The organism is Cognatilysobacter xinjiangensis, from assembly GCF_014651995.1.
GTDB lineage: Bacteria > Pseudomonadota > Gammaproteobacteria > Xanthomonadales > Xanthomonadaceae > Cognatilysobacter > Cognatilysobacter xinjiangensis.
Genome location: NZ_BMXY01000001.1, coordinates 563,618 through 583,301 on the forward strand (window position 1 = coordinate 563,618; position 19,684 = coordinate 583,301).

Genomic DNA, 19,684 nt, shown 5'->3' on the forward strand with positions numbered 1-19,684 from the left:
CGTGAATGACGGCCTGTGCGGCCGTCCGATACCGACGTAAAGAAAACGGGCCGCGAAAGCGGCCCGTTTTTTTCGTGCGTGCGAAAGGCTCAGCCGGCCTTGCGCGCCGCGATCCAGCGGTCGATTTTCGCGTCGAGCACATCCAGCGGTACCGCGCCGTCCTTCAGCACTTCGGCGTGGAACTCGCGCACGTCGAACTTTGCACCCAGGGCCTGCTCGGCGCGGCGACGCAGCTCCTTGATCTTCAGCTCGCCCGACTTGTAGGCCAGCGCCTGCGCGGGCCACGCGATGTAGCGCTCGGCCTCGGCCGTGGCCTGCGTCTCGCTTTCGGCCGAGTTGTCGAGCATGTACTTGATGACCTGCTCGCGGCTCCAGCCCTTGCTGTGCAGGCCGGTGTCGGTGACCAGGCGGATCGCGCGCCACAGCTCGTTCTGGAGGTAGCCGAAGTAGCTGTACGGGTCCTGGTAGACGCCGAGGTCCTTGCCCAGCGACTCGGCGTACAGGCCCCAGCCTTCCGCGAACGCGGTCTCGCCTCCGAAGCGGCGGAACTTCGGCATCGTGGTGATTTCCTGCTGCAGCGCGATCTGGAAGTGGTGGCCGGGAATCGCCTCGTGCAGGTAGAGATCCTCCGCGTCCCAGCTCTTGCGCGACGGCAGGTCGTAGGTGTTGACGTAGAAGATGCCCGGCCGCGTGCCATCCTCGCTCGGACTCATGTACTCGCCCCCCGCCGCCGACTTGGCGCGGAAGGGCTCGACCGCGCGGATCTCGAACGGCGACTTCGGCACCAGCGAGAACTGCTTCGGGATGCCGGCATTCACCTTCTGCTCGAGGCCGCGGTAATACGCGAGCAGTTCGTCCTCGGTCTTGAACGAGAACTTCGGCTCGGTGCGCATGTACTGGAAGAAGTCCTGCAGCGAGCCCTTGAAGCCGACCTGCTGCATCACCTTGCGGATCTCGCCGTGGATGCGTGCGACCTCGTCGAGGCCGATCTGATGGATCTGCTCCGGCGTGCGATTCGTCGTGGTGCTGTTGCGCGCGGCGTAGGCGTACCAAGCCTTGCCGTCGGGCAGCGCGTCGAGGCCGACGGAGCTGCGGGTGGCGGGCAGGTATTCGTCGTTGATGAAGGTGCGAAGGCGCTTGTACGCCGGCATCACCTGGTCGGCGATCATCGCGCGGTACGCGGTGGTCAGGCGCTCGCGGTCGGCCGCCGGAAAATCCTTCGGCATGTTCTGGATCGGGCCCCAGAACAGCGTCTGCGTCGGGTCGTCCTTGATCAGCGCATCCAGCTGCGGAATCACCTTCTCCATCAGCGCGCGCGGCTGCACGACGCCGGCCTTCATGCCTTCGCGCATGTTGCCGATGGCGGTGTCGAACATCGCCGGCAACACCGCGCTGCGCTTGAGCCAGTTGTCGTAGTCCTTGACCGTCTTGAACGGCTGCGGGCCGGTGCCCGAACCGAACATCGCGCCGTAGCTGGCGATCGAGCCCATCTGGTTGACCGGCATCATCCAGTCGGGAAACTTCTCGCCCTCGAGCGAACGCTTGGCGCCGTCGACGAAGATCTCGTAGCTCAGCAGGTCCTGCCCGGTGAGGCCGTCGCTGCCGACCTTCTGGATGGTGTCGAGCCACTTCACCGTGAAGTCGTGCGACTTCTTGCGGAAATCGGCCGACAGGAAGTTCGGCATGCGGTCGTTGTAGCGCGGGTCGCCCTGGAACGTGGCCTGTAGTGGGTTGAGCTGCAGCAGCTCCTCCCAGTACTGCTCGTAGAGCGCATCGAGCTTCTGCGCCTTGGCCGACTTGGCGACTGCGGTCGCAGGCGTCGTGGCCGGGGCAGCAAGGGCGGGCAGGGCGGCGGCACCGAACGCGAGCGCGACGGCGAGGGTGAGCGGACGCAGGTTCATCGGAGAGCTCCATCCAGGGAATCAGGCGGAGCATGAGGCCGGACCGGCGCGGCTTCGCCGGTCGGAAGTCATGGCCTCAGGCCGCGGCGCGGGCCTGCATGGCCGCCGCCCGGTCGCGGCCGAGGTAGCGCAGCATCATCGACCGCGTGACGTAGATCAGCGGGATCATCGCGACCGCGGCGAGCATCTTGTAGGCGTAGTTCACCGTGCTGACCGCGAGGAACAGCCCGGTCGGCCAGTGCTGGGGGCCCAGTACGAACGCGATGTAGAGCACCACGAAGCTGTCGACCAGCTGCGAGACCGCGGTGGAGCCCGTCGACCGCAGCCAGATCGCCTTCTCGCCGGTCGCGCGGCGGATGCGGTGGAACACCGCCATGTCGATCACCTGCCCCACGACGAAGGCCACCAGCGAGCCCGCGATGGTCCACAGGCCCTGTCCGAACACCGCCGCGAACGCGGCCTGGTAGTCCGCCACGCCCTGCGCACTGGCGGCGCCGACCCACCAGCCGGCCGGCGCGAGGGAGATGGCCGCGAACGCGAACGCGAAGCCGTAGACGATCAGCATCGCCGCGAGCGTGGACACGATGCGCACGCCGCGCCGCCCGTAGAACTCGTTGATGACGTCGGTCATCAGGAACACGATCGGCCATAGAAGCGTGCCGGCGGTGAAGCTCAACGAGCCGTTCTGGCCGAACAGCCGCCATTCGAACGGCCGCAACCCGAGCGTGTCCTCGAGCGCGAATATCTTCACCCCGATGAACTCGGCGAGCACCGTGTTGACGCAGAACAGCGCGGCCAACCCGATGAAGAGCCGCACCGCGCGATCGTCGAGCACGTGCGCCGGCGACGCGACGGCCTCGGCCGGCGCCGGCGTGGCACTCACTTCGCGGCCTGCGGGTCGACGGAAAAAGGAATGGATTCGGGCGACACCGCGCCGCCCGAAATGATGAAGCTCATCGCCTGGTCGACGCTCCAGTCGGTCGGCGTGATCTTCTCGACAGGCACGATTTCCAGGTAGCCCGACGTCGGGTTCGGCGTGGTCGGCACGTAGACGGCGGCGAGCTCGCGGCCGGTGCCCTGTTCGCGCAGCACGCGGGTGACGAAGCCGATCGACTTCATCTCGGTATGCGGGAAGTCGACCAGCACTACGCGCTGGGTGCCATCGGGCTTGGTCTGCAGGATGTCGAGCAGCTGACGCGCGCTGCCGTAGATGATGTTGGCGAACGGGATGCGCTTGATCAGCGCCTCGAACCAACGCAGCAGGCGCTGGCCGACCACGCGGCGCGCCATGATGCCCGACAGCAGGATCACCGCGATGGTCGCCAGCAGCGCGAGGCCGTTCTGCACCCAGATCGTGGCCACCCAGGACAGGCCCGGATTGTCGGTCGCGAGCCGCTGCAGGCCGGGGCCGATCAGCGGACGGCTGATGTCCGACAGCAGCACGAACACGAACTTGACCACGACCCACGTCAGCCAGATCGGCAGGAGCGTGAGCAGGCCGGTGAGGAAGAGCCGCTGCAGGTTGGATTTGCCCATGCGGCGATTGTAAGTGGCGCCGGGCTCAGCGCTCGCGCAGCAGGCGGAAGCCGACGTCGTCGTAGCCGCGGTTGGCGGTGAGCGCTTCCTGCGCCTTCCGGCCGCGCCACGAGCCGGCGGTGACCATGCGCTCGAGGCAGTTCTTGCCGCAGTCGCGCAGCCACAGGCTGATCGCGCGGCTGCCGGTCTGCGGCAGCGTGCGCGAGGACTCGACCGCCGTGGGCAGGCGGAATCGCCCGCCCGCTTGCGTGCCCAGCCAGAGCGCGTAGGCCTCGGCGTCCTGCAGCGAGACGCAGACCACCGGATCGGACGGCCCCTGGGGGAAGCCCGGATCGCGCCAGGTGCGCGGCTTCAGCACGCGCAGCACCGACGCGCGCTCGCGGCATAGCGCTGGCGCACGATTGGTGGCGTCGACGAAGCGCTGGAACTCGGCGCGAGTGACCGGCTCGCGCGAAACGCCGCCACGCGCGAGGTCCGCCACCTCGTCCCCTACCAGCGCGCGCGGCGTGCCGGCGATGGCATCGGCCTGCCGGGTCCAGCGCGCGAGGTCGGCCTTGCCGACGCCGGCATCGCCTGCGAGTGCGACGACCGCCCTCGCGCGCTTGCGGTCGTTGCGCGCCACGGCGTCGTCGAGCCGCGTGCGCAGCGCCTTCTCCACGTCGGCCTGCACCGCGGACTTCTGCGGGATGGACGCGTCGGTGGCGCGGATCAGGTCGGCATGGCGCGCGAGCAGGTCGCGCACCTTCGCGTCGTCCTGCTTGCGGATGCCGGACGCCACGCGCGTGCGCAGTGCGTCGGCGAGTTCGCCCGCGACCGCGCGGATGCGCGGGTCTTCGGAATTCTGCTGCCAGGCCTCGGCGATCGTCGCCAGCGCGTTGTCGCCGGGCGGCGTGGTGAGCGCGTTGCGCGCGATCTGGGCGCGTGCGCGGGCGACGGCTACTTCGATGTCGGCGCCGGGCAGCGGCTCGAGCATGCGGTCGGTCGGATCGTCGATGACGGTCGCCGCAGGCGCTGCACTCCGCGTCGCGGGCTCTGCGCGGAAGAAGTCGCGATCCGCGCGCGGCCAAAGGGCTGCCGCGCCCCAGGCCACGCCGGCCAGTACCGCGAGCCCGGCGCCCCAGCGCAGCACCGGCGAGCCCAGCGTGCGTCGCACGCCGTCCCACGCCGGCAGCCATCGCGGCGGACGCACCGCCAGCATGGCTTCGCGCATCTCGGCGGCGGTCTGGAAGCGCGAGTCGGCGGCCTTGGCCAGCGCGCGGTACATGAAGCGCTGCCAGTGGCGCAGGTGCGCGGGCAACTTCGGAATCGGCTGCTGCGCGTGCGCGATCGCCATCGACAGCGCGTCGGCGGCCTCGTAGGGCAGGCGCCCCGCCAGCATTTCCCACAGCACGACGCCGAGCGCGTAGAGGTCCGCGCGTCCGTCGACGTCCTCGCCGCGCGCCTGCTCGGGCGCCATGTAGGCGGTGCTGCCGACGGCCAGGCCCGCGGTGGTGACGCGCGGGCCGAAGCCGCGACGCAGGGCGATGCCGAAGTCGGCCAGTAGCGGGCGGCCTGCGTCGTCGAACAGCACGTTCTCCGGCTTGACGTCGCGATGCACCACGCCGCGCGAGTGCGCGTATTCGAGCGCCGCCAGCAGCGCCACTGCGATGTCGACCGCGCCGGCTTCGTCACGCGTGTAGTCGCGATCGCCGAGGTGGCCGCGCGGCAGGTGCGGCATGGAGTAGTAGGGCAGGCCATCCTTCGTGCGCCCCAGCTCGTGGATGCGCACGATGTGCGGATGCTCGAGCCGCGCGATGGTGCGGACCTCGTTCTCGAAGCGACGCCGGCTGATCTCGTCGCCCAGCGCCTGCGGCGACATCACCTTGATGGCGACCTCGCGGCCCAGCGCGACCTGGTCGGCGAGGTAGACGGTGGACATGCCGCCGCGACCGAGCTGCCGCAATACGCGGTAGCCATTGATCTCGGGAAGCGGAGCGGTCGCGGGCGAGGTGTCGTCCATTCGGCGCGAGCATATAGGACGCACGCGCGCGGCCGGGTACAGGCGCGTGGCGAAGCGTGATCAGCGCCCCGGCTTGCGCTTCACGTAGAGCTGCTTGCGCACCTTCGCGACGGTCTCGCCGTTCGCGTCTATCACCGGAGTTTCGAACCAGCGCAGGTGCTTGGCGCCGTCGGCGGTCTGCGCTCGGATGTCCTCGAGGGTGGCGTCGTCGAGGCGGAAGTCGGCATGAACGACGCCGCGACCCGGCCGCAGGAAGTCGATCGCGCCCGCGCGGTCCCAGACGAAGTAGTCGCGGCCGATGCTTCGCATCACCAGCAGCATCCAGAACGGGTCGGTCATCGCGAACAGGCTGCCGCCGAAATGCGTGCCGACCGCGTTGCGGTTCCAGGGGCGCATGCGCAGCTCGACACGTGCGTGGCGCCAGTCCTCCGCGAGATGGGTGACGTGGATGCCGGCCGCGAGGAACGGCGGCCACAGGTTGAGACCGTGTCGGAACGTGGAGGCTTTCATGCGGGCGTGCGGGACGAACGGGTCGTCCCGCGAATGGGCCGTTGGACGACGATCAGAACAGCAGCGAGGACATGCGGCGGCGGTAACGCCCGACGAGGTCCTCGTCCTGCACCACGCGGAAGGCGTCGATCAGCGTGCGGCGCGCGAGGCCGTCCTCGAACTGGCGGTCGCGGCGCAGCATCTCGATCAGGTGTTCCAGGCCCGATTCCTCGCGACCGGCGACCAAGTGCTGCACGGCCAGCAGGTGGCGCGCGCGCAGGTCGCCTTCGTCCGCCGCGAGCGCGGCCTCCAGCACCTCGGCGGGCGGTGCGTCGCGGCCCACGGCGAGCAGGCGCAGGTGCGCACGCGCGCGCTCGGTGCGGTCGTCGGTGGCGAGGTTCGCGGGCAGTGCGTCGAGCAGCTGCTCCGCCTCGGCGGTGGCGCCGGTGCGCAGCAGGGCGAGCGCGAGGTCGAGCTTGATGGTGTCGTCCTCGGGCTTGGCGGCGGACTCGGCGCGCAGGCGCATCACGTCGACGTGCGGATCGACCGCCGCCGGCGCCTCCGGGGCGGCCTCTTCCGCCGCTGCGCGCGGCTCGATGCCGTGCGAGCGCAGCAGTTCGCGCAGCGCGCCCTCCGGCACCACGCCGGGAAACCCGTCGGCCAGCTGGCCGTCCTTGACCAGAAACACGGTAGGGATGGAACGCACCTGGAAGGCCGCGGCGAGCTGCTGCTCCTTGTCGACGTCGACCTTGGCCAGCAGGAAGGCGCCGTTGTACTCGGCCGCGAGCTTCTCGAGGATCGGCCCGAGCTGCTTGCAGGGTCCGCACCACTCGGCCCAGAAGTCGACCAGCACGGGGACTTCGAGCGAACGCTGGAGGACCTCGTCCTGGAAGCGTTCGGCGGTGGCGTCGAAGACGTGCGGGTTCGCGTCGGCGGTCATGGCGGCTCCTTGATGTCGTCGGCAGATGGGGACGGCGCCCAGGCTGCGCAAGGCCGGCACGCTAGCATGCGCGGATGCAACGCTCCGTCAGCCTTCCCCGCATCGCCGCCGTGTCGGCGGCCGTCCTCTTCGCCGGCGCCGTCGCCGGCTTCGGCGCCGCGTTCCCGCGCTTCCTGCAGCTGGTGCATCCGGTGGCCGCACTGGGCGCCAGCGGCGTGCCGCGGGCGATGGCGTTCAACCTGGTGGCGTTCGTGACGCCCGGGGTGCTGGCGATCCTCGTCGCGCAGTCGCTGCGCGCGCGCATGTCGTCCGCGCCGATGGCCGCGCGTCTCGGCGTGCAGATGCTCACGCTGGCCGCGATGGCCTTCGCGGCGCTCGGGCTCCTTCCGTTGGACTCGCGCGACCTGCTGTCGGCCGCCAGCCGCGCGCACGCGGCGGCATGGACCGTCTGGTGGATCGCGTTCGTCGCCGGCGGGCTGCTGCTGGGCGTCGGCATGCGCGGCACGCCGCATGCGCCGCGCTCGCGCGCCGTGGCCGCATGCGCGCTGGTGGCGCTGGCGTTCGCCTTGCTGCTGCCCGGGCTCGTGCCGATCGGGCTGTCGCAGCGCATCGCGTTCGCGGCCTGGCTGCTGGCGGTGCTGCTGATGGCGCCGGCGCGGGCGAATGGCGGCCGCTGAGGCGCGACCCTTCGAAACACCAGCGGCCGAGGCCGTCTACCTGAAATCAGCCCGTCGTTGCAGCGCCCACGCGCAGGACGCGATTGCGCCCCTGTGCCTTCGCGGCATAAAGGGCGCGGTCGGCACGGGCCATCATCGTCTGCGGCGTATCCATGCCTGCGCGCAGTTCATCGACGCCGATCGACGCCGTGACCGGTCCGAGCTCGCGGCCGAGGTAGAGGATCGACGCCTCCGCGATTGCGGCCCGGATCTGCTCGGCGCGCGCCGTCGCCTGTTCGACGTCGGCCTCCGGCATGACGACGGTGAACTCCTCGCCGCCGAACCGGCAGGCGATGTCCTCGCCGCGCGTCGTGGCGGCGAGCACCTGGCCGATGCGCGCCAGCAGCGCGTCGCCGGCGGCGTGGCCGTGTTCGTCGTTGAAGCGCTTGAAGTGGTCGACGTCGAGCATCAGCACCGATAGCGGCCGGCCGCGGCGTTCGCAGCGCTCGGCCTCGCGCGGCAGGCTTTCCTCGAGGTAGCGACGGTTGTACAGGCCGGTGAGCGGGTCGCGTAGCGACTGCATGCGCAGGCTTTCGCGCAGGTCGAGGCTGTGCAGCACCACGCCCAGGTGCTCGCCGACGGATTCCACCGCGGCGCGCTCGTACTCGCTCAGCGGCTCGCCCAGCCGGCTGCTCACGTGCAGCACGCCCAGCACGACGCCCTGCGAGGTGAGCGGCACGCAGATGCCGCAGGCCTGCTCCTCGGTCATGCCGCGCAGGTGCTCGCAGAAGGCCGTCGGACGCCGCGGGTCCCAGGCATGCGCGTCGCCGCGACGCAGCGCCCAGCACTGGTCGGGTCGGATGAACTCGGCGTATTCCTCGCCACGCGTGCCGAACAGCACGTGGCGCTCAAGCAGGTTCTGCGAAGCGCGCATCGTGTAGCAGGCGCCCGCGCCGTGCGGCACCAGCTGCGCGAGCGCGTTGCCGGCTACGTCCAGCACCTCGTCGACGCTCTGGCAGCTGTGCAGGAGCCCGGCGAAGGCCGCGAGCGTGCGGCGCTGCTCGCCCAGGCGCTCGCGCTGGACGGCGGCGGCCTCGAGCGTTTCGACGGCGTCGCGCGCTTGCTGCTCGTGCCGGCGCGCGCGGCGGGCCTCGCGGCCGACCATCGACAGCAGCATGCCGAGCATCGCCAGCGACACGGCCATGCCGCCGACCACCACGGCACGCAGCCGGGTGGAACTGCGGTCGTTGTCGGTGCGCCGCGAATCGAGGAGACGCTGCTCGTGGCGTTCCATCTCCGTGGCGACCCGCTCGAGCGCCGCGTCCAGCGGAACGCCCCGCAGCAGCATGTCGCGATTGGCCTCGGCGCCGCGGCCGGCCGTCTGCAGGCTTACCGAATGGTCGATCTGCTGCACACGCTCGCGCACCCGGTCGCGCAGGGCCTCGGCGCGACCGTGCTGCTCCGGGTTGTCGCGGACGGTCTGCAGGAGCGCTTCGGCGCGCTGCAGCGGCAACTGGCGCACTTCGCGGTACTGCGCTTCGAGGCCGGGGTCGTCGCTGAGGCGGAAGCCGCGAGCGGTCGCCTCGGCATGACCCAGCGCCGAGCGCACGGCCTCGATCTGGCCTTGGACCTCATAGCTGTGGGTGACCCAGCGGGTGCTGGCGTCGAACGACCGGATGCCGGCGAGCATGGCGGCGGTCACGCCCACCAGGAGTGCGATCAGGGCCAGCAGCAGGGGCAGGCGGCGGCGGTCGAAATGCGGAAAAAACAACGGCATCGGCCTCTGGGATCGGGGAAACGACGGCGGAACGGCAATGAACCGTTCACAAGCGTGACGCCGATTCGGGCGCTGCGATAGGCTTTCCGACCGCCTTTGTCTCTGGACCGCCGTCGTGACCTCCATGAATGTGACTGACGTCACCGATTCCGGTGCCGAGCCGCGCGCCTACGAACCGTCCGCGGTGGAGGCGGCCGCCCAGGCCTTCTGGAGCCGTACGCAGGCGTTCGAGGTCGACGAGTCTTCGGCCAAGCCCAAGTACTACTGCCTGTCGATGCTGCCGTACCCGTCGGGCGCGCTGCACATGGGCCACGTGCGCAATTACACGATCGGCGACGTCATCAGCCGCTACAAGCGCATGACCGGCCACAACGTGCTGCAGCCGATGGGCTGGGACGCCTTCGGCCTGCCGGCCGAGAACGCCGCGATCAAGAACCGCACCGCGCCGGCGAAGTGGACCTACGCCAACATCGACCACATGCGCGCCCAGCTGCAGCAGATGGGCTATGCGATCGACTGGTCGCGCGAGTTCGCCACCTGCCGCCCGGACTACTACGTCCACGAGCAGCGCATGTTCGTGCGGCTGATGAAGAAGGGTCTCGCGTACCGCCGCAATTCGGTCGTGAACTGGGACCCGGTCGACCAGACCGTGCTCGCGAACGAGCAAGTGATCGACGGCCGCGGCTGGCGCACCGGCGCGCTGGTGGAAAAGCGCGAGATCCCGCAGTGGTTCCTCAAGATCACCGACTACGCGCAGGAGCTGCTCGACGGCCTCGACACGCTCCCCGGCTGGCCCGACGCGGTCAAGACCATGCAGCGCAACTGGATCGGCCGCTCGGAAGGGCTCGAGATCCGGTTCGACGTGCGCTCGCCCGCGGGCGGCGCGCTCGAGCCGCTCACGGTGTTCACCACGCGCCCCGACACGCTGATGGGCGTCAGCTTCGTGTCCATCGCGGCGGAGCACCCGCTCGCGCTGGCGGCGGCCGAGTCGAATCCCGGCCTCGCCGAGTTCATCGCCGAGTTGCGCCAGGGTGGCGTGTCGGAGGCCGAACTCGAGACGCAGGAAAAGCGCGGCATGGACACCGGCCTGCGCGCCATCCATCCGCTCAGCGGCGAAGAAGTGCCGGTGTTCGTCGCCAATTTCGTGCTGATGAACTACGGCACCGGCGCGGTGATGGGCGTGCCGGGCCATGACGAGCGTGACTGGGCCTTCGCCAGGAAGTACGACCTGCCGATACGCATGGTGGTGGTGCCGCCGCACATCCGCGATGCGATCGTCGAGGCCGCGCAGCACCTCGGCCATCTCGACGACCCCATGAGCACGGCCCTCGGCGAGCACGCGCCGGTCGATCCGTACGAGACGCGCGCGGCCGTGGAAGTGGTCGACGAGTTCGAGCGCAATGTCCTCGATAGCGGTGCGTGGACCGAGAAGGGCTGGATCGTCAATTCCGACGAGCTCGACGGCATGGACTACGCCGAGGCATTCGAGTACCTCGCGAGGAAGCTCGAGGCCGAGGGGCGCGGCCGCCGTCGCGTGAACTACCGCCTGCGCGACTGGGGCGTGAGTCGCCAGCGCTACTGGGGTTGCCCGATCCCGGTGATCTACTGCGACGCCTGCGGCGCGGTCCCGGTGCCGGAAGACCAACTGCCCGTCGTGCTGCCCGAGGACGTCGAGTTCAGCGGCGTGTCGTCGCCGATCAAGTCCGATCCGGAGTGGCGCAAGACCACGTGCCCGTCGTGCGGCGCCGCCGCCGAGCGCGAGACGGACACCTTCGACACCTTCATGGAGTCGAGCTGGTACTACGCGCGCTACACCTCGCCGGGCTCGTCCGAGCAGGTCGACGCGCGCGCGAAGTACTGGTTGCCGGTCGACCAGTACATCGGCGGCATCGAGCACGCGATCCTGCACCTGCTGTATTTCCGCTTCTATCACCGCCTGCTGCGCGATGCCGGCCTGGTCAACGGCGACGAGCCCGCCACCAACCTGCTCACGCAGGGCATGGTCATCGCCGACACGTTCTACCGCGAGCTCGACAACGGCGCGAAGGACTGGATCAACCCGGCGGACGTCGAGATCGACCGCGACGAGCGCGGCAAGATCATCGGCGCGCACAGCAAGGTCGACGGCGGCCGCGTGCAGATCGGCGGCACCGAGAAGATGTCGAAGTCGAAGAACAACGGCGTCGACCCGCAGATCATGGTCGCCAAGTTCGGCGCCGACACGGTGCGCCTGTTCTCGATGTTCGCCGCGCCGCCGGAGCAGTCGCTGGAGTGGAACGAGGCCGGCGTCGAGGGCATGGCGCGCTTCCTGCGCCGCTTCTGGCGCGAGGTGATCACGCACGTGTCGCAGCCGGATCACCCGAAGGTCGACGCGTCGCAGCTCACGCCCGTGCAGAAGACGCTGCGCCGCCAGCTGCACGAGACGATCCAGAAGGTCGGCGACGACTACGGTCGTCGCCACAGCTTCAACACGGCGATCGCATCCTTGATGGAGCTGCTCAACGCGGTGTCGAAGTTCGACGACATGAGCGACCAGGGCCGCGCGGTGCGACACGAGGCGCTGCAGACGATGGTGCTGCTGCTCAATCCGGTGACGCCGCACGTCTGCCACCAGCTCTGGCAGGCGCTGGGACATCCGGAGACGCTGCTGGAGGACGTGCCGTTCCCCCAGGCCGATCCCGCTGCGCTGGTGCGCGACGCGGTGACGCTCGCGGTGCAGGTCAACGGCAAGCTGCGCGGCACGATCGAGGCGCCGGTCAATGCGCCGCGCGAGGCTGTCGAGGCCGCCGCGCTCGCCGAGCCCGGCGTCGCGAAGTTCCTCGAGGGGCAGACCGTGCGCAAGGTGATCGTGGTGCCCGGCAAGATCGTCAACATCGTCGCCGGCTGATCAGGAGCGTCCATGCACATCGCGTGGACGCTCCGCCTGTCGGTATTGCCGCCCACCCCCGCCTCGTCCAGACTCCGCGCATGATCCGACGCCTGCTTCCCGCCGTCCTCGCCGTGGCCCTGACCGGGTGCGGCTTCCATCTGCGCGACCAGATCACCGTGCCGATGCAGGTGAGCCCGCTCCACGTGGTGTCGGCCGACCGCTACAGCCCGCTGGCCGAAACCATCGCGCAGGCGCTGGAACGCGGCGGCGTCACCGTGATCCGCGAAGGCGGCGAGGGCGCGGTGCTCGACATCGTGGCCGAGCAGTGGGGCGATACGCCGATCAGCGTCGATGCCCTGGGCCGCTCGCAGGAATTCAGCCTGCGCTACGCGGTGATCTTCGAACTGCGCGATGCGGCCGGTACGGTGCTGGTGCCGCGCCAGACCATCGAGCTCGCGCGCGATTACGTGCAGAATCCGACCAACGCGATCGGCACCGAGGGCGAGCGCGAGACGCTGTCGCGCGAGCTGCGTCGCGAGATGGCGTTCTCGGTGCTGCGTCGCGTCGACGCGGTGTTCAAGTCGGGCGACGTGCAGCAGCAGAACCCGCCGATCCCGCAGCCCGCCATCACGCCGAACCCGGCGGACGAGGCCGCGGGCAATCCCGGCGGCTGATCGAGCGAACGTGGACGTCACGCCCGAGCAGCTGGTCGCCCAGCTCGAATCGGGGCCGCTGCAGCCGGCCTATCTGATCGCCGGCGCCGAGCCGCTGCTGGTGCTGGAGGCCGCAGACGCGGTCCGCGCCGCCGCGCGCCGCGACGGTATCGGCGAGCGCGAGGTGTTCGAAGCCGGCGCCGGCCAGCGCGAGCCCGATTGGGACGCGATGTCGGCCTCGTTCAATGCGCCCAGCCTGTTCGCCACGCGTCGCCTCGTCGAGCTGCGCCTGCCCAGCGGCAAGCCGGGCAAGGAGGGCGCCAAGCTCATCGCCGAGTTCTGCGCGAACCCGTCGCCCGACGTGGTGCTGCTGGTTACCTGCGAAGACTGGAGCCGCAGCCATGGCGGTGACTGGAGCCAGGCGATCGGGCGCATCGGCCGCGTCGCGGTTGCCTGGCCGGTCAAGCCGCACGAACTGCCGGGCTGGATCGACCGTCGCCTGCGCAGCCGCGGCTTCTCGCCGGACCGCGACGCGGTGATGCACCTCGCCGAACGCGTCGAGGGCAATCTTCTGGCCGCAGCGCAGGAAGTCGAGAAGCTCGCGCTGCTGTTCCGCGACGCGCCGGATGCGCCGCGCGGCGGGCGTCCGCTCACGCTGGACACGCTGCAGTCGCTGGTGGCCGATGCCTCGCGCTACGACGTCTTCCGCCTGATCGACGCGGCCATGAACGGCCAGCCGGCGCAGGTGGTGCGCATCCTCGCCGGCCTGCGCGCGGAGGGCGATGCCGTGCCGGCGCTGCTGGGCATGATCGTGATGGAGCTGCACCGCGGCGGCGCACTCGCGCAGGTGCAGGCCAAGGGCGGCAACCTCGTCGCCGCGTTCAAGGCGCAGCGCGTCTGGGACGCCAAGCAGCCCATGTACCGCCGTGCGCTGCAGCGCCACGCGCCGGCCGCCTGGGAGGCGATGCTGGTGCAGGCCGGCCTCGTTGACCGCATCGCCAAGGGTCGTGCGCCGGGTGATGCCTGGGTGGCGCTGGAACGCCTGATGGTGGCGCTCGCCGAGCGCGGCGCCACGCGGCTGCTTGCCGCCGGCTGAAGATGCGTGCCTGGGTCGGCTACGGCGGGACGTTCGATCCGATCCACAACGGCCACCTCGCCGTCGCGCTCGCGGTGCGCGACCGTCTGGATGTCGACGTGCACCTCGTGCCCGCGTCCGATCCGCCGCACAAGTCGGCGACGCATGCGGACGCACGCCATCGCCTGCGCATGGTCGAACTGGCCGTCGCGGGCGAACGGCGACTGAAGGTCGATCGGCGCGAACTCGCGCGCGGCACGCCGTCGTACAGCATCGACACGCTGCGCGAGGTCCGCGGCGAAGTCGGCCCGCGCACACCGCTGGTTTGGGTGATCGGCGCCGATTCGCTCGCGCAGCTGCATCGTTGGCACCGCTGGCGCGAGCTGTTCGACGTGGCGCACCTGCTGGCCGTCGGGCGGCCGGGGTTTCCGCTCGATCCCGACGGCCTTGCCGCGATCGATGCAGGCCTCGCCGCCGAAGTCGCGCCACGGCTGCTGCCGCCGGACCGCTTGCTGGAAACGCCCGCCGGCGGCCTCGCGCTGCTTCCGATGGACCCGCCGCGCAGCGAGTCGTCCACCGAGATCCGCGCGGCGATCGCCGACGGCGGCGCGTGGGCCCCGCAGGTGCCGCCGCCGGTGGCCGCCTACATCAACCGTCACCGGCTGTATGCACGGACGGATCCAGCCTAGTCCCTATACTTCACGCTCACCGACCGGAGCCAACGCCCCTTGAGTACCGAAGCCCACGTCATCAAGACCCGCCTGCCGAGCCCGCCGCCGTCGGTGGACGAACTGCTGCGAACCGTGCGCGAGGCGGTCGAGGAGCTGAAGGCGCGCGACGTGGTCGAGATCGACGTGCGCGGCAAGAGCAGCGTCACCGACTACATGGTGATCGCGTCGGGCACGTCAACGCGCCACGTCAAGTCGATCGCCGACGAGGTGGTGAAGTTCGCCAAGAAGCTCGACGTCATGCCGCTGGGCGTGGAAGGCGAGCGCGAGGCCGAATGGGTGCTGGTCGACCTCGCCGACGTGATCGTGCACGTCATGCTGCCGCGCGTGCGCGAGTTCTACGCGCTCGAACGCCTGTGGACGGTGGGCGACGAGCCGCCGGAGCGCGTCGACGAACTCGCCTCGGGGCATCTGGGCACCGACGACGATGCGTTCGGCGAGGAGGGCGACGAGGAACCGCTGAGCTTCGAGGACGACGCGGACGAGTTCGACGTCGAGCGTCGCCCGCGCCCCTCGCTCTGAGTACGTCGCGATGAAGGCGCGCCTGGTCGCCGTCGGCGAGCGCGCGCCGGGCTGGGTGGCCGAAGGTTTCGCCGAATACCGCAAGCGGCTTTCGCACTGGCTGCCGTTCGAGCTGGTCGAAGTCGAGCCGGGCCTGCGCGGCAAGGGGCGCGACGCGGCGCGCGCGCAGTCGGACGAAGGCGCACGCGTGATCGCCGCGATCCCGCGCAATGCCTGGGTGGTGACGCTCGATGGCCGCGGCCGCGGCTACACGTCCGAGCAGCTCGCGCAGCGCCTGGAACACTGGCGCGGGCAGGGGCGCGATCTCGCCTTCCTGGTCGGCGGGCCGGAAGGGCATCCGCCCGAAGTCCTGCAGCGCGCGGACGAGAGCTGGGCGCTGGGCCCGCTGACGCTGCCGCACATGCTGGTGCGGCTGGTGGTGGCCGAGCAGCTCTACCGCGCCGCCGCGCTGCTGGCCAACCACCCGTACCACCGCGCCTGAAGGTGGGCGCCTCGCGGCGCCCGCCTTGCGTCAGTTCAGGCTGAAATCCACCGGCACCAGGCCGATCGCCTGCACCGCGCGACCGTTCTGCATCGCCGGCCGGAAGCGCCACTTCGCCAGCACCTGTCGCTTGGCCGCTGCATCCAGCGCGCGATGCCCGCTGCTGCGCGAGACCTTGACGTCGAGCGGGCGTCCGTCGACGTCCACGAGCACTTCAAGCAGGACGGTGCCGCTCTCCTGGTTGCGCAGCGACTCCGGCGGATACGGCGGCGCGGGATTGGACTCGTACGCGAGGTGCGCGCCCGTCAGCGGCGGGCCCGGTTCCGCGGGCTCGACGACGGTATTGCCTGCGTCGGCGTTGCTGTCGGCGACCTCCACAACCGCATAGTCCTGCGGGCCGGCGCTGTCGGTGATCGGCTGCGGCGGACTCTCAGGCTGCCGAGGGACCGCGGGATGCGGGGCCGGAGGTGTGGGCGTGTTGCGGATCTCGGTGTTGATAGGCGGCTGCGGGGGCAGCGGCGGCGGGTCGTGTCGCATCGGCATGAAGACGACCTCCTGGTCGGAGGACGCCGGCATCACCAGCGGTGCCATCGGCGTGGCGATCAGGGCGAGGATCAGCCCGTTGAAGAGGATCGCGCCGCTGATGGCGACGATGCGGTTCGGGTCGGGCGAAGCAATGCGGGGTGCGGAGAGCGTGTGCATGACCGGCTCCTCGTTGGACTGTGCTGCTACCAACGGGCCGGGCGATGCGTTGGGGTTAGCCGATCGTGCATCGATGTCGTTCCGCGACGGATGTCACGAGAACGCCTGCTTCCGACGAAGGAAGGCCCGCATTCGCGGGCCTTCGGATCGATTCGTCGATGTACTCGCCGATCAGCTTTCCTCGGACGCGGGGTCCGGCCCCGCGCCCGGGTCGCGGTCAAGCCCGCCGGCTTCGGGGTTCTCGACGCGGCCGAAGTTCTCGCCGCGCGCGTCTTCCTGCCGGCGCGGTACGTCCTCGCGAGAGCGTGGGTTGGCGTCGTCGTAGCCCGGGTTCTTCCCCGGGCGCGGATCGAGCTGCGGTGTGGTGCCTTTCGGCGTATTAGCAGTGTTCATGGGTCACTTCCCGAGTTCGAAGACCACGTCGAGGTTGACCGACAGGACGTTCTCGCCGGGCGAAATCGGCGTGGCGACGTCGCGCTCCATCTTGGCCATCGCCATCATCGGAACCGGACGCGGGATGCCCATGCCGCCGGTCTCGTCGATGCTGACGATGCGCCGCACGCGCAAGCCCAGCGCCTGCGCATACATGTCGGCGCGCTGGCGGGCCTTGTCGAGCGCCGCGCGGCGCGCCTCGTCGTAGACCGGGTCCTTCTTGTCGATGTCGAAGGTCGGCCCGTTGACCTGGTTGGCGCCGGTGGCCACGAGGGCATCGAGGATGCGGCCGAGCTTGGCGATATCACGCACGACGACGTTGACCGTGTTCGACGCCTGATAGCCCGTGATCACCGGCGGCTGGTTCTCGGCGTAGCGGTACTGCGGATTGAGGTTGACGCCCGCGGTCTGCACATCGCGCTCGGCGACGCCGGCGGCGCGGATCGCGGCCACCACTTTGGCCATCTGCGCGGCGTTCTCGCGCATCGCGGCATTGGCGTCGGCGGCCTGCGTGACCACGCCGGCGGACACGTTCGCGATGTCCGGCGTGCGGCGCGCTTCGGCCTGTGCGGCCACGGACAGCAGCGTGCCGTCCGAAGGCACGGTCATCGGCGTCGCGACGGGCTGGGCATCGGCGGTCATCGACAGGGTTCCAAGGGCGAGGGCGGTTGCGAGTGCGAGCTGGGCAAGGGGGCGCATGGCGGTCATGGAGGCTCCGGATCGTGGAAGGGTCGGTACGCAGCAGTGAACGGTCGGTGAGACGTTACGGGGTCGCGCCGATATGCCGATGGTTCAGGCTCGCGGCGACGGGGCGCGGGTTATTCTTCGGACGATGCTCTATCTAGCCTCCAAATCCCCGCGCCGTCGCGAGCTGCTCGGTCGCCTCGGCCTCGAGCCGCGCCTGCTCGACCTCGACATTCCCGAATTCCGCCAGCCCGGCGAGCCGGCGCTCGACTACGTGCGCCGCGTCTCGCGCGAGAAGGCCGGCGCCGGCCTGCTCGACGTGGTCGGCGTGCCGGGCGCGGTGGTGCTCGCAGCCGACACCGAAGTGGTGCTCGACGACGAGGTGTTCGGCAAGCCCGTCGATGCGGACGATGCCGCGCGCATGCTGATGCGCCTGTCCGGCCGCACCCACCAGGTCATCAGCGTGGTCTGGGCGATGACGGCCGACCGCGAAGCGCAGGCGATCAGCGTGTCCGACGTCACCTTCGCCGCGCTAACGCCGGCGCAGCTCGACGGCTACATCGCAACCGGCGAATGGGCCGGCAAGGCCGGCGCCTATGCCATCCAGGGGCGCGCGGAAGCGCTCGTGACGCGGCTCGATGGCAGCTATTCCGGCGTGATGGGGCTGCCGGTGCACGAGACGGCGAAACTGCTCGGCGAATTCGGCTTCGACGTGTTCGCGGGCGCCGCCGCATGACCGAGGAGATCCTGGTCAACGTCACCCCGCGCGAAACGCGCGTCGCGGTGGTCGAGAACGGCATGCTGCAGGAGCTGCACATCGAGCGCGGCTGGCGGCGCGGCGTGGTGGGCAACATCTACAAGGGCCGCGTGCAGCGCGTCATGCCCGGCATGCAGGCGGCCTTCATCGACATCGGCCTGGAGCGCGCGGCCTTCCTGCACGCGGGCGACATCGTGAAGCCCGCTACAGTGGTCGACGCCGCCAGCGGCGAGGACGCGCCGCTGCCGCCCCAGCCCACGCGCCCGATCACCGAACTGCTGCGGGATGGGCAGGACATCATCGTGCAGGTGGTGAAGGACCCGATCGGCGGCAAGGGCGCGCGGCTGACCACGCAGCTGTCGATTCCCTCGCGCTACCTCGTGCTGCTGCCGCGCACGCGCGTGGTCGGCGTGTCGGCGCGCATCGAGGACGAGGCCGAGCGTGCGCGGCTCAAGCACATCGTGTCGTCGCTGTCGCCGGCCGGCGCGCAGCACGGCTACATCGTGCGCACGAATGCCGAGGGCCAGCCCGACGAGGCGATCGAGGAGGACATCGCGTACCTGTCCCGCGTGTGGACGCTGATCGAGGAGAACTCGAAGACGGCGAAGGTGGGCGAGCGCGTCTATGAAGACCTCAGCCTGCCGATGCGCGCCGTGCGCGACCTGCTGCGCCGCGACGTCGAGAAGGTGAAGGTCGACTCGCGCGAGACCTGCGACCGACTCAAGGCCTTCGCCGCGCAGTACATGCCGGGCCTCAACGAGAAGATCGAGCATTACGCCGGCGCGCGCCCGATCTTCGACCTGTACGGCGTCGAGGACGAGATCCAGCGCGCGCTGGAGAAGCAGGTGCCGCTCAAGAGCGGCGGCTACCTCGTGATCGACCAGACCGAGGCCATGACGACGATCGACGTCAACACCGGTTCATTCCTCGGTCAGCGCAATCTCGAGGAAACGGTCTACCGCACGAATCTGGAGGCGGCCCAGTCGGTCGCGCGTCAGCTCAGGCTACGTAACCTCGGCGGCATCATCATCATCGACTTCATCGACATGACGGATGCCGAGCACAAGCGGCAGGTGCTCCGTCAGCTCGAGAAGGCGCTTGCCCGCGACCACGCCAAGACGACCGTGTACGACTTCTCCCCGCTGGGTCTCGTCGAGATGACCCGCAAGCGCACCACCGAGAGCCTGCAGCGACAGCTGTCCGAGCCCTGCCACGAATGCAGCGGTCGCGGCTCGCTGAAGACGCCGGAAACGGTGACCTACGAGATCTTCCGCGACGTCGTGCGGCAGGTGAGGCAATTCGAGGCGCAGCGGCTGCTGGTCATCGCGTCGCCGAAGGTGGTGGCGCGCATCACCGACGAGGAGTCGGCGGCGGTGGCGGAGCTGGAGGAGTTCCTCGGCAAGTCGATCCGCTTCCAGTCCGACGAGCAGTACTCGCAGGAGCAGTTCGATGTCGTGCTGCTCTGACGCGGGCCGCCCGACGT

At 70.0% G+C, this 19,684-nt stretch carries 18 protein-coding genes and 1 pseudogene; 9 read left to right on the forward strand and 10 right to left on the reverse strand.

The window, feature by feature from the left end; translation table 11 throughout:
- Positions 1-89: 89 nt before the first annotated feature.
- The 6 genes from IE066_RS02675 to trxA all read right to left on the reverse strand — a co-directional run bounded on the left by IE066_RS02675 (position 90) and on the right by trxA (position 6,865).
- Entirely contained in the window at positions 90-1,901 is a 1,812-nt protein-coding gene (locus tag IE066_RS02675) for a DUF885 domain-containing protein (protein ID WP_189446775.1), read from the reverse strand.
- A gap of 76 nt (positions 1,902-1,977) precedes the next feature.
- Positions 1,978-2,784 (reverse strand): queuosine precursor transporter, encoded by an 807-nt coding sequence (locus tag IE066_RS02680; RefSeq protein WP_229790635.1) that lies wholly within the window; start codon positions 2,782-2,784, stop codon positions 1,978-1,980.
- Complete coding sequence (locus tag IE066_RS02685) at positions 2,781-3,437, reverse strand: DUF502 domain-containing protein (RefSeq protein WP_189446776.1); 657 nt, start codon at positions 3,435-3,437, stop codon at positions 2,781-2,783. Before IE066_RS02685 ends, IE066_RS02680 begins: the two co-directional genes overlap by 4 nt.
- 25 nt (positions 3,438-3,462) lie before the next feature.
- Entirely contained in the window at positions 3,463-5,436 is a 1,974-nt protein-coding gene (locus tag IE066_RS02690) for a bifunctional serine/threonine-protein kinase/formylglycine-generating enzyme family protein (RefSeq protein ID WP_189446777.1), read from the reverse strand.
- A 60-nt stretch (positions 5,437-5,496) separates the two neighbouring features.
- A complete protein-coding gene (locus IE066_RS02695; protein ID WP_189446778.1) occupies positions 5,497-5,946 on the reverse strand; it encodes a DUF4442 domain-containing protein in 450 nt (149 codons plus the stop codon).
- Positions 5,947-5,998: 52 nt separating this feature from the next.
- Positions 5,999-6,865 carry a thioredoxin gene (trxA, locus tag IE066_RS02700; RefSeq protein WP_189446779.1) on the reverse strand — a complete coding sequence of 289 codons (867 nt, stop codon included), beginning with the start codon at positions 6,863-6,865 and terminating at the stop codon, positions 5,999-6,001.
- 74 nt (positions 6,866-6,939) lie between these two features.
- Between trxA and IE066_RS02705 the strand changes: the two genes are divergently transcribed.
- Entirely contained in the window at positions 6,940-7,542 is a 603-nt protein-coding gene (locus IE066_RS02705) for a DUF998 domain-containing protein (protein WP_189446780.1), read from the forward strand.
- 46 nt (positions 7,543-7,588) lie between these two features.
- Here the strand turns inward: IE066_RS02705 and IE066_RS02710 are convergent, their stop codons facing one another.
- Entirely contained in the window at positions 7,589-9,298 is a 1,710-nt protein-coding gene (locus tag IE066_RS02710; RefSeq protein WP_189446782.1) for a sensor domain-containing diguanylate cyclase, read from the reverse strand.
- 124 nt (positions 9,299-9,422) lie between these two features.
- Here IE066_RS02710 and leuS point away from each other — a divergent pair, with 124 nt between their 5' ends.
- The 6 genes and pseudogenes from leuS to rlmH all read left to right on the forward strand — a co-directional run bounded on the left by leuS (position 9,423) and on the right by rlmH (position 15,626).
- Positions 9,423-12,185, forward strand: a complete 2,763-nt coding sequence (gene leuS, locus IE066_RS02715; RefSeq protein ID WP_189448753.1) for a leucine--tRNA ligase — start codon at positions 9,423-9,425, stop codon at positions 12,183-12,185.
- Positions 12,186-12,265: 80 nt separating this feature from the next.
- A complete protein-coding gene (locus IE066_RS02720) occupies positions 12,266-12,841 on the forward strand; it encodes an LPS-assembly lipoprotein LptE (RefSeq protein WP_189446784.1) in 576 nt (191 codons plus the stop codon).
- A 10-nt stretch (positions 12,842-12,851) separates the two neighbouring features.
- Positions 12,852-13,916, forward strand: coding sequence for a DNA polymerase III subunit delta (gene holA, locus IE066_RS02725; RefSeq protein WP_189446786.1), 1,065 nt, complete (start codon positions 12,852-12,854; stop codon positions 13,914-13,916).
- A 2-nt stretch (positions 13,917-13,918) separates the two neighbouring features.
- Entirely contained in the window at positions 13,919-14,584 is a 666-nt protein-coding gene (gene nadD / locus IE066_RS02730; RefSeq protein ID WP_189446788.1) for a nicotinate-nucleotide adenylyltransferase, read from the forward strand.
- Between the two features lie 39 nt (positions 14,585-14,623).
- Positions 14,624-15,019 (forward strand): annotated as a pseudogene (gene rsfS / locus IE066_RS02735) (ribosome silencing factor); the annotation flags it as partial.
- Positions 15,020-15,155: 136 nt separating this feature from the next.
- The gene (gene rlmH, locus IE066_RS02740; protein WP_189446792.1) at positions 15,156-15,626 is read left to right on the forward strand and encodes a 23S rRNA (pseudouridine(1915)-N(3))-methyltransferase RlmH; all 471 of its coding nucleotides are present in this window, start codon (positions 15,156-15,158) and stop codon (positions 15,624-15,626) included.
- A gap of 30 nt (positions 15,627-15,656) precedes the next feature.
- Here the strand turns inward: rlmH and IE066_RS02745 are convergent, their stop codons facing one another.
- The 3 genes from IE066_RS02745 to IE066_RS02755 all read right to left on the reverse strand — a co-directional run bounded on the left by IE066_RS02745 (position 15,657) and on the right by IE066_RS02755 (position 17,459).
- Positions 15,657-16,328, reverse strand: coding sequence for an energy transducer TonB (locus IE066_RS02745; RefSeq protein WP_189446794.1), 672 nt, complete (start codon positions 16,326-16,328; stop codon positions 15,657-15,659).
- A 171-nt stretch (positions 16,329-16,499) separates the two neighbouring features.
- Positions 16,500-16,721, reverse strand: coding sequence for a hypothetical protein (locus tag IE066_RS02750; RefSeq protein ID WP_189446796.1), 222 nt, complete (start codon positions 16,719-16,721; stop codon positions 16,500-16,502).
- Positions 16,722-16,724: 3 nt separating this feature from the next.
- On the reverse strand, positions 16,725-17,459 hold the full coding sequence (locus IE066_RS02755; protein ID WP_189448755.1) for an SIMPL domain-containing protein: 735 nt from the start codon (positions 17,457-17,459) through the stop codon (positions 16,725-16,727).
- 133 nt (positions 17,460-17,592) lie between these two features.
- Between IE066_RS02755 and IE066_RS02760 the strand changes: the two genes are divergently transcribed.
- Positions 17,593-18,180 (forward strand): Maf family protein, encoded by a 588-nt coding sequence (locus IE066_RS02760; RefSeq protein WP_189446797.1) that lies wholly within the window; start codon positions 17,593-17,595, stop codon positions 18,178-18,180.
- Positions 18,177-19,667: a ribonuclease G gene (gene rng / locus IE066_RS02765; RefSeq protein WP_189446798.1), complete on the forward strand. Its 1,491-nt coding sequence runs from the start codon at positions 18,177-18,179 to the stop codon at positions 19,665-19,667. The genes IE066_RS02760 and rng overlap by 4 nt, the downstream gene beginning before the upstream one ends.
- Positions 19,668-19,684: the final 17 nt, after the last annotated feature.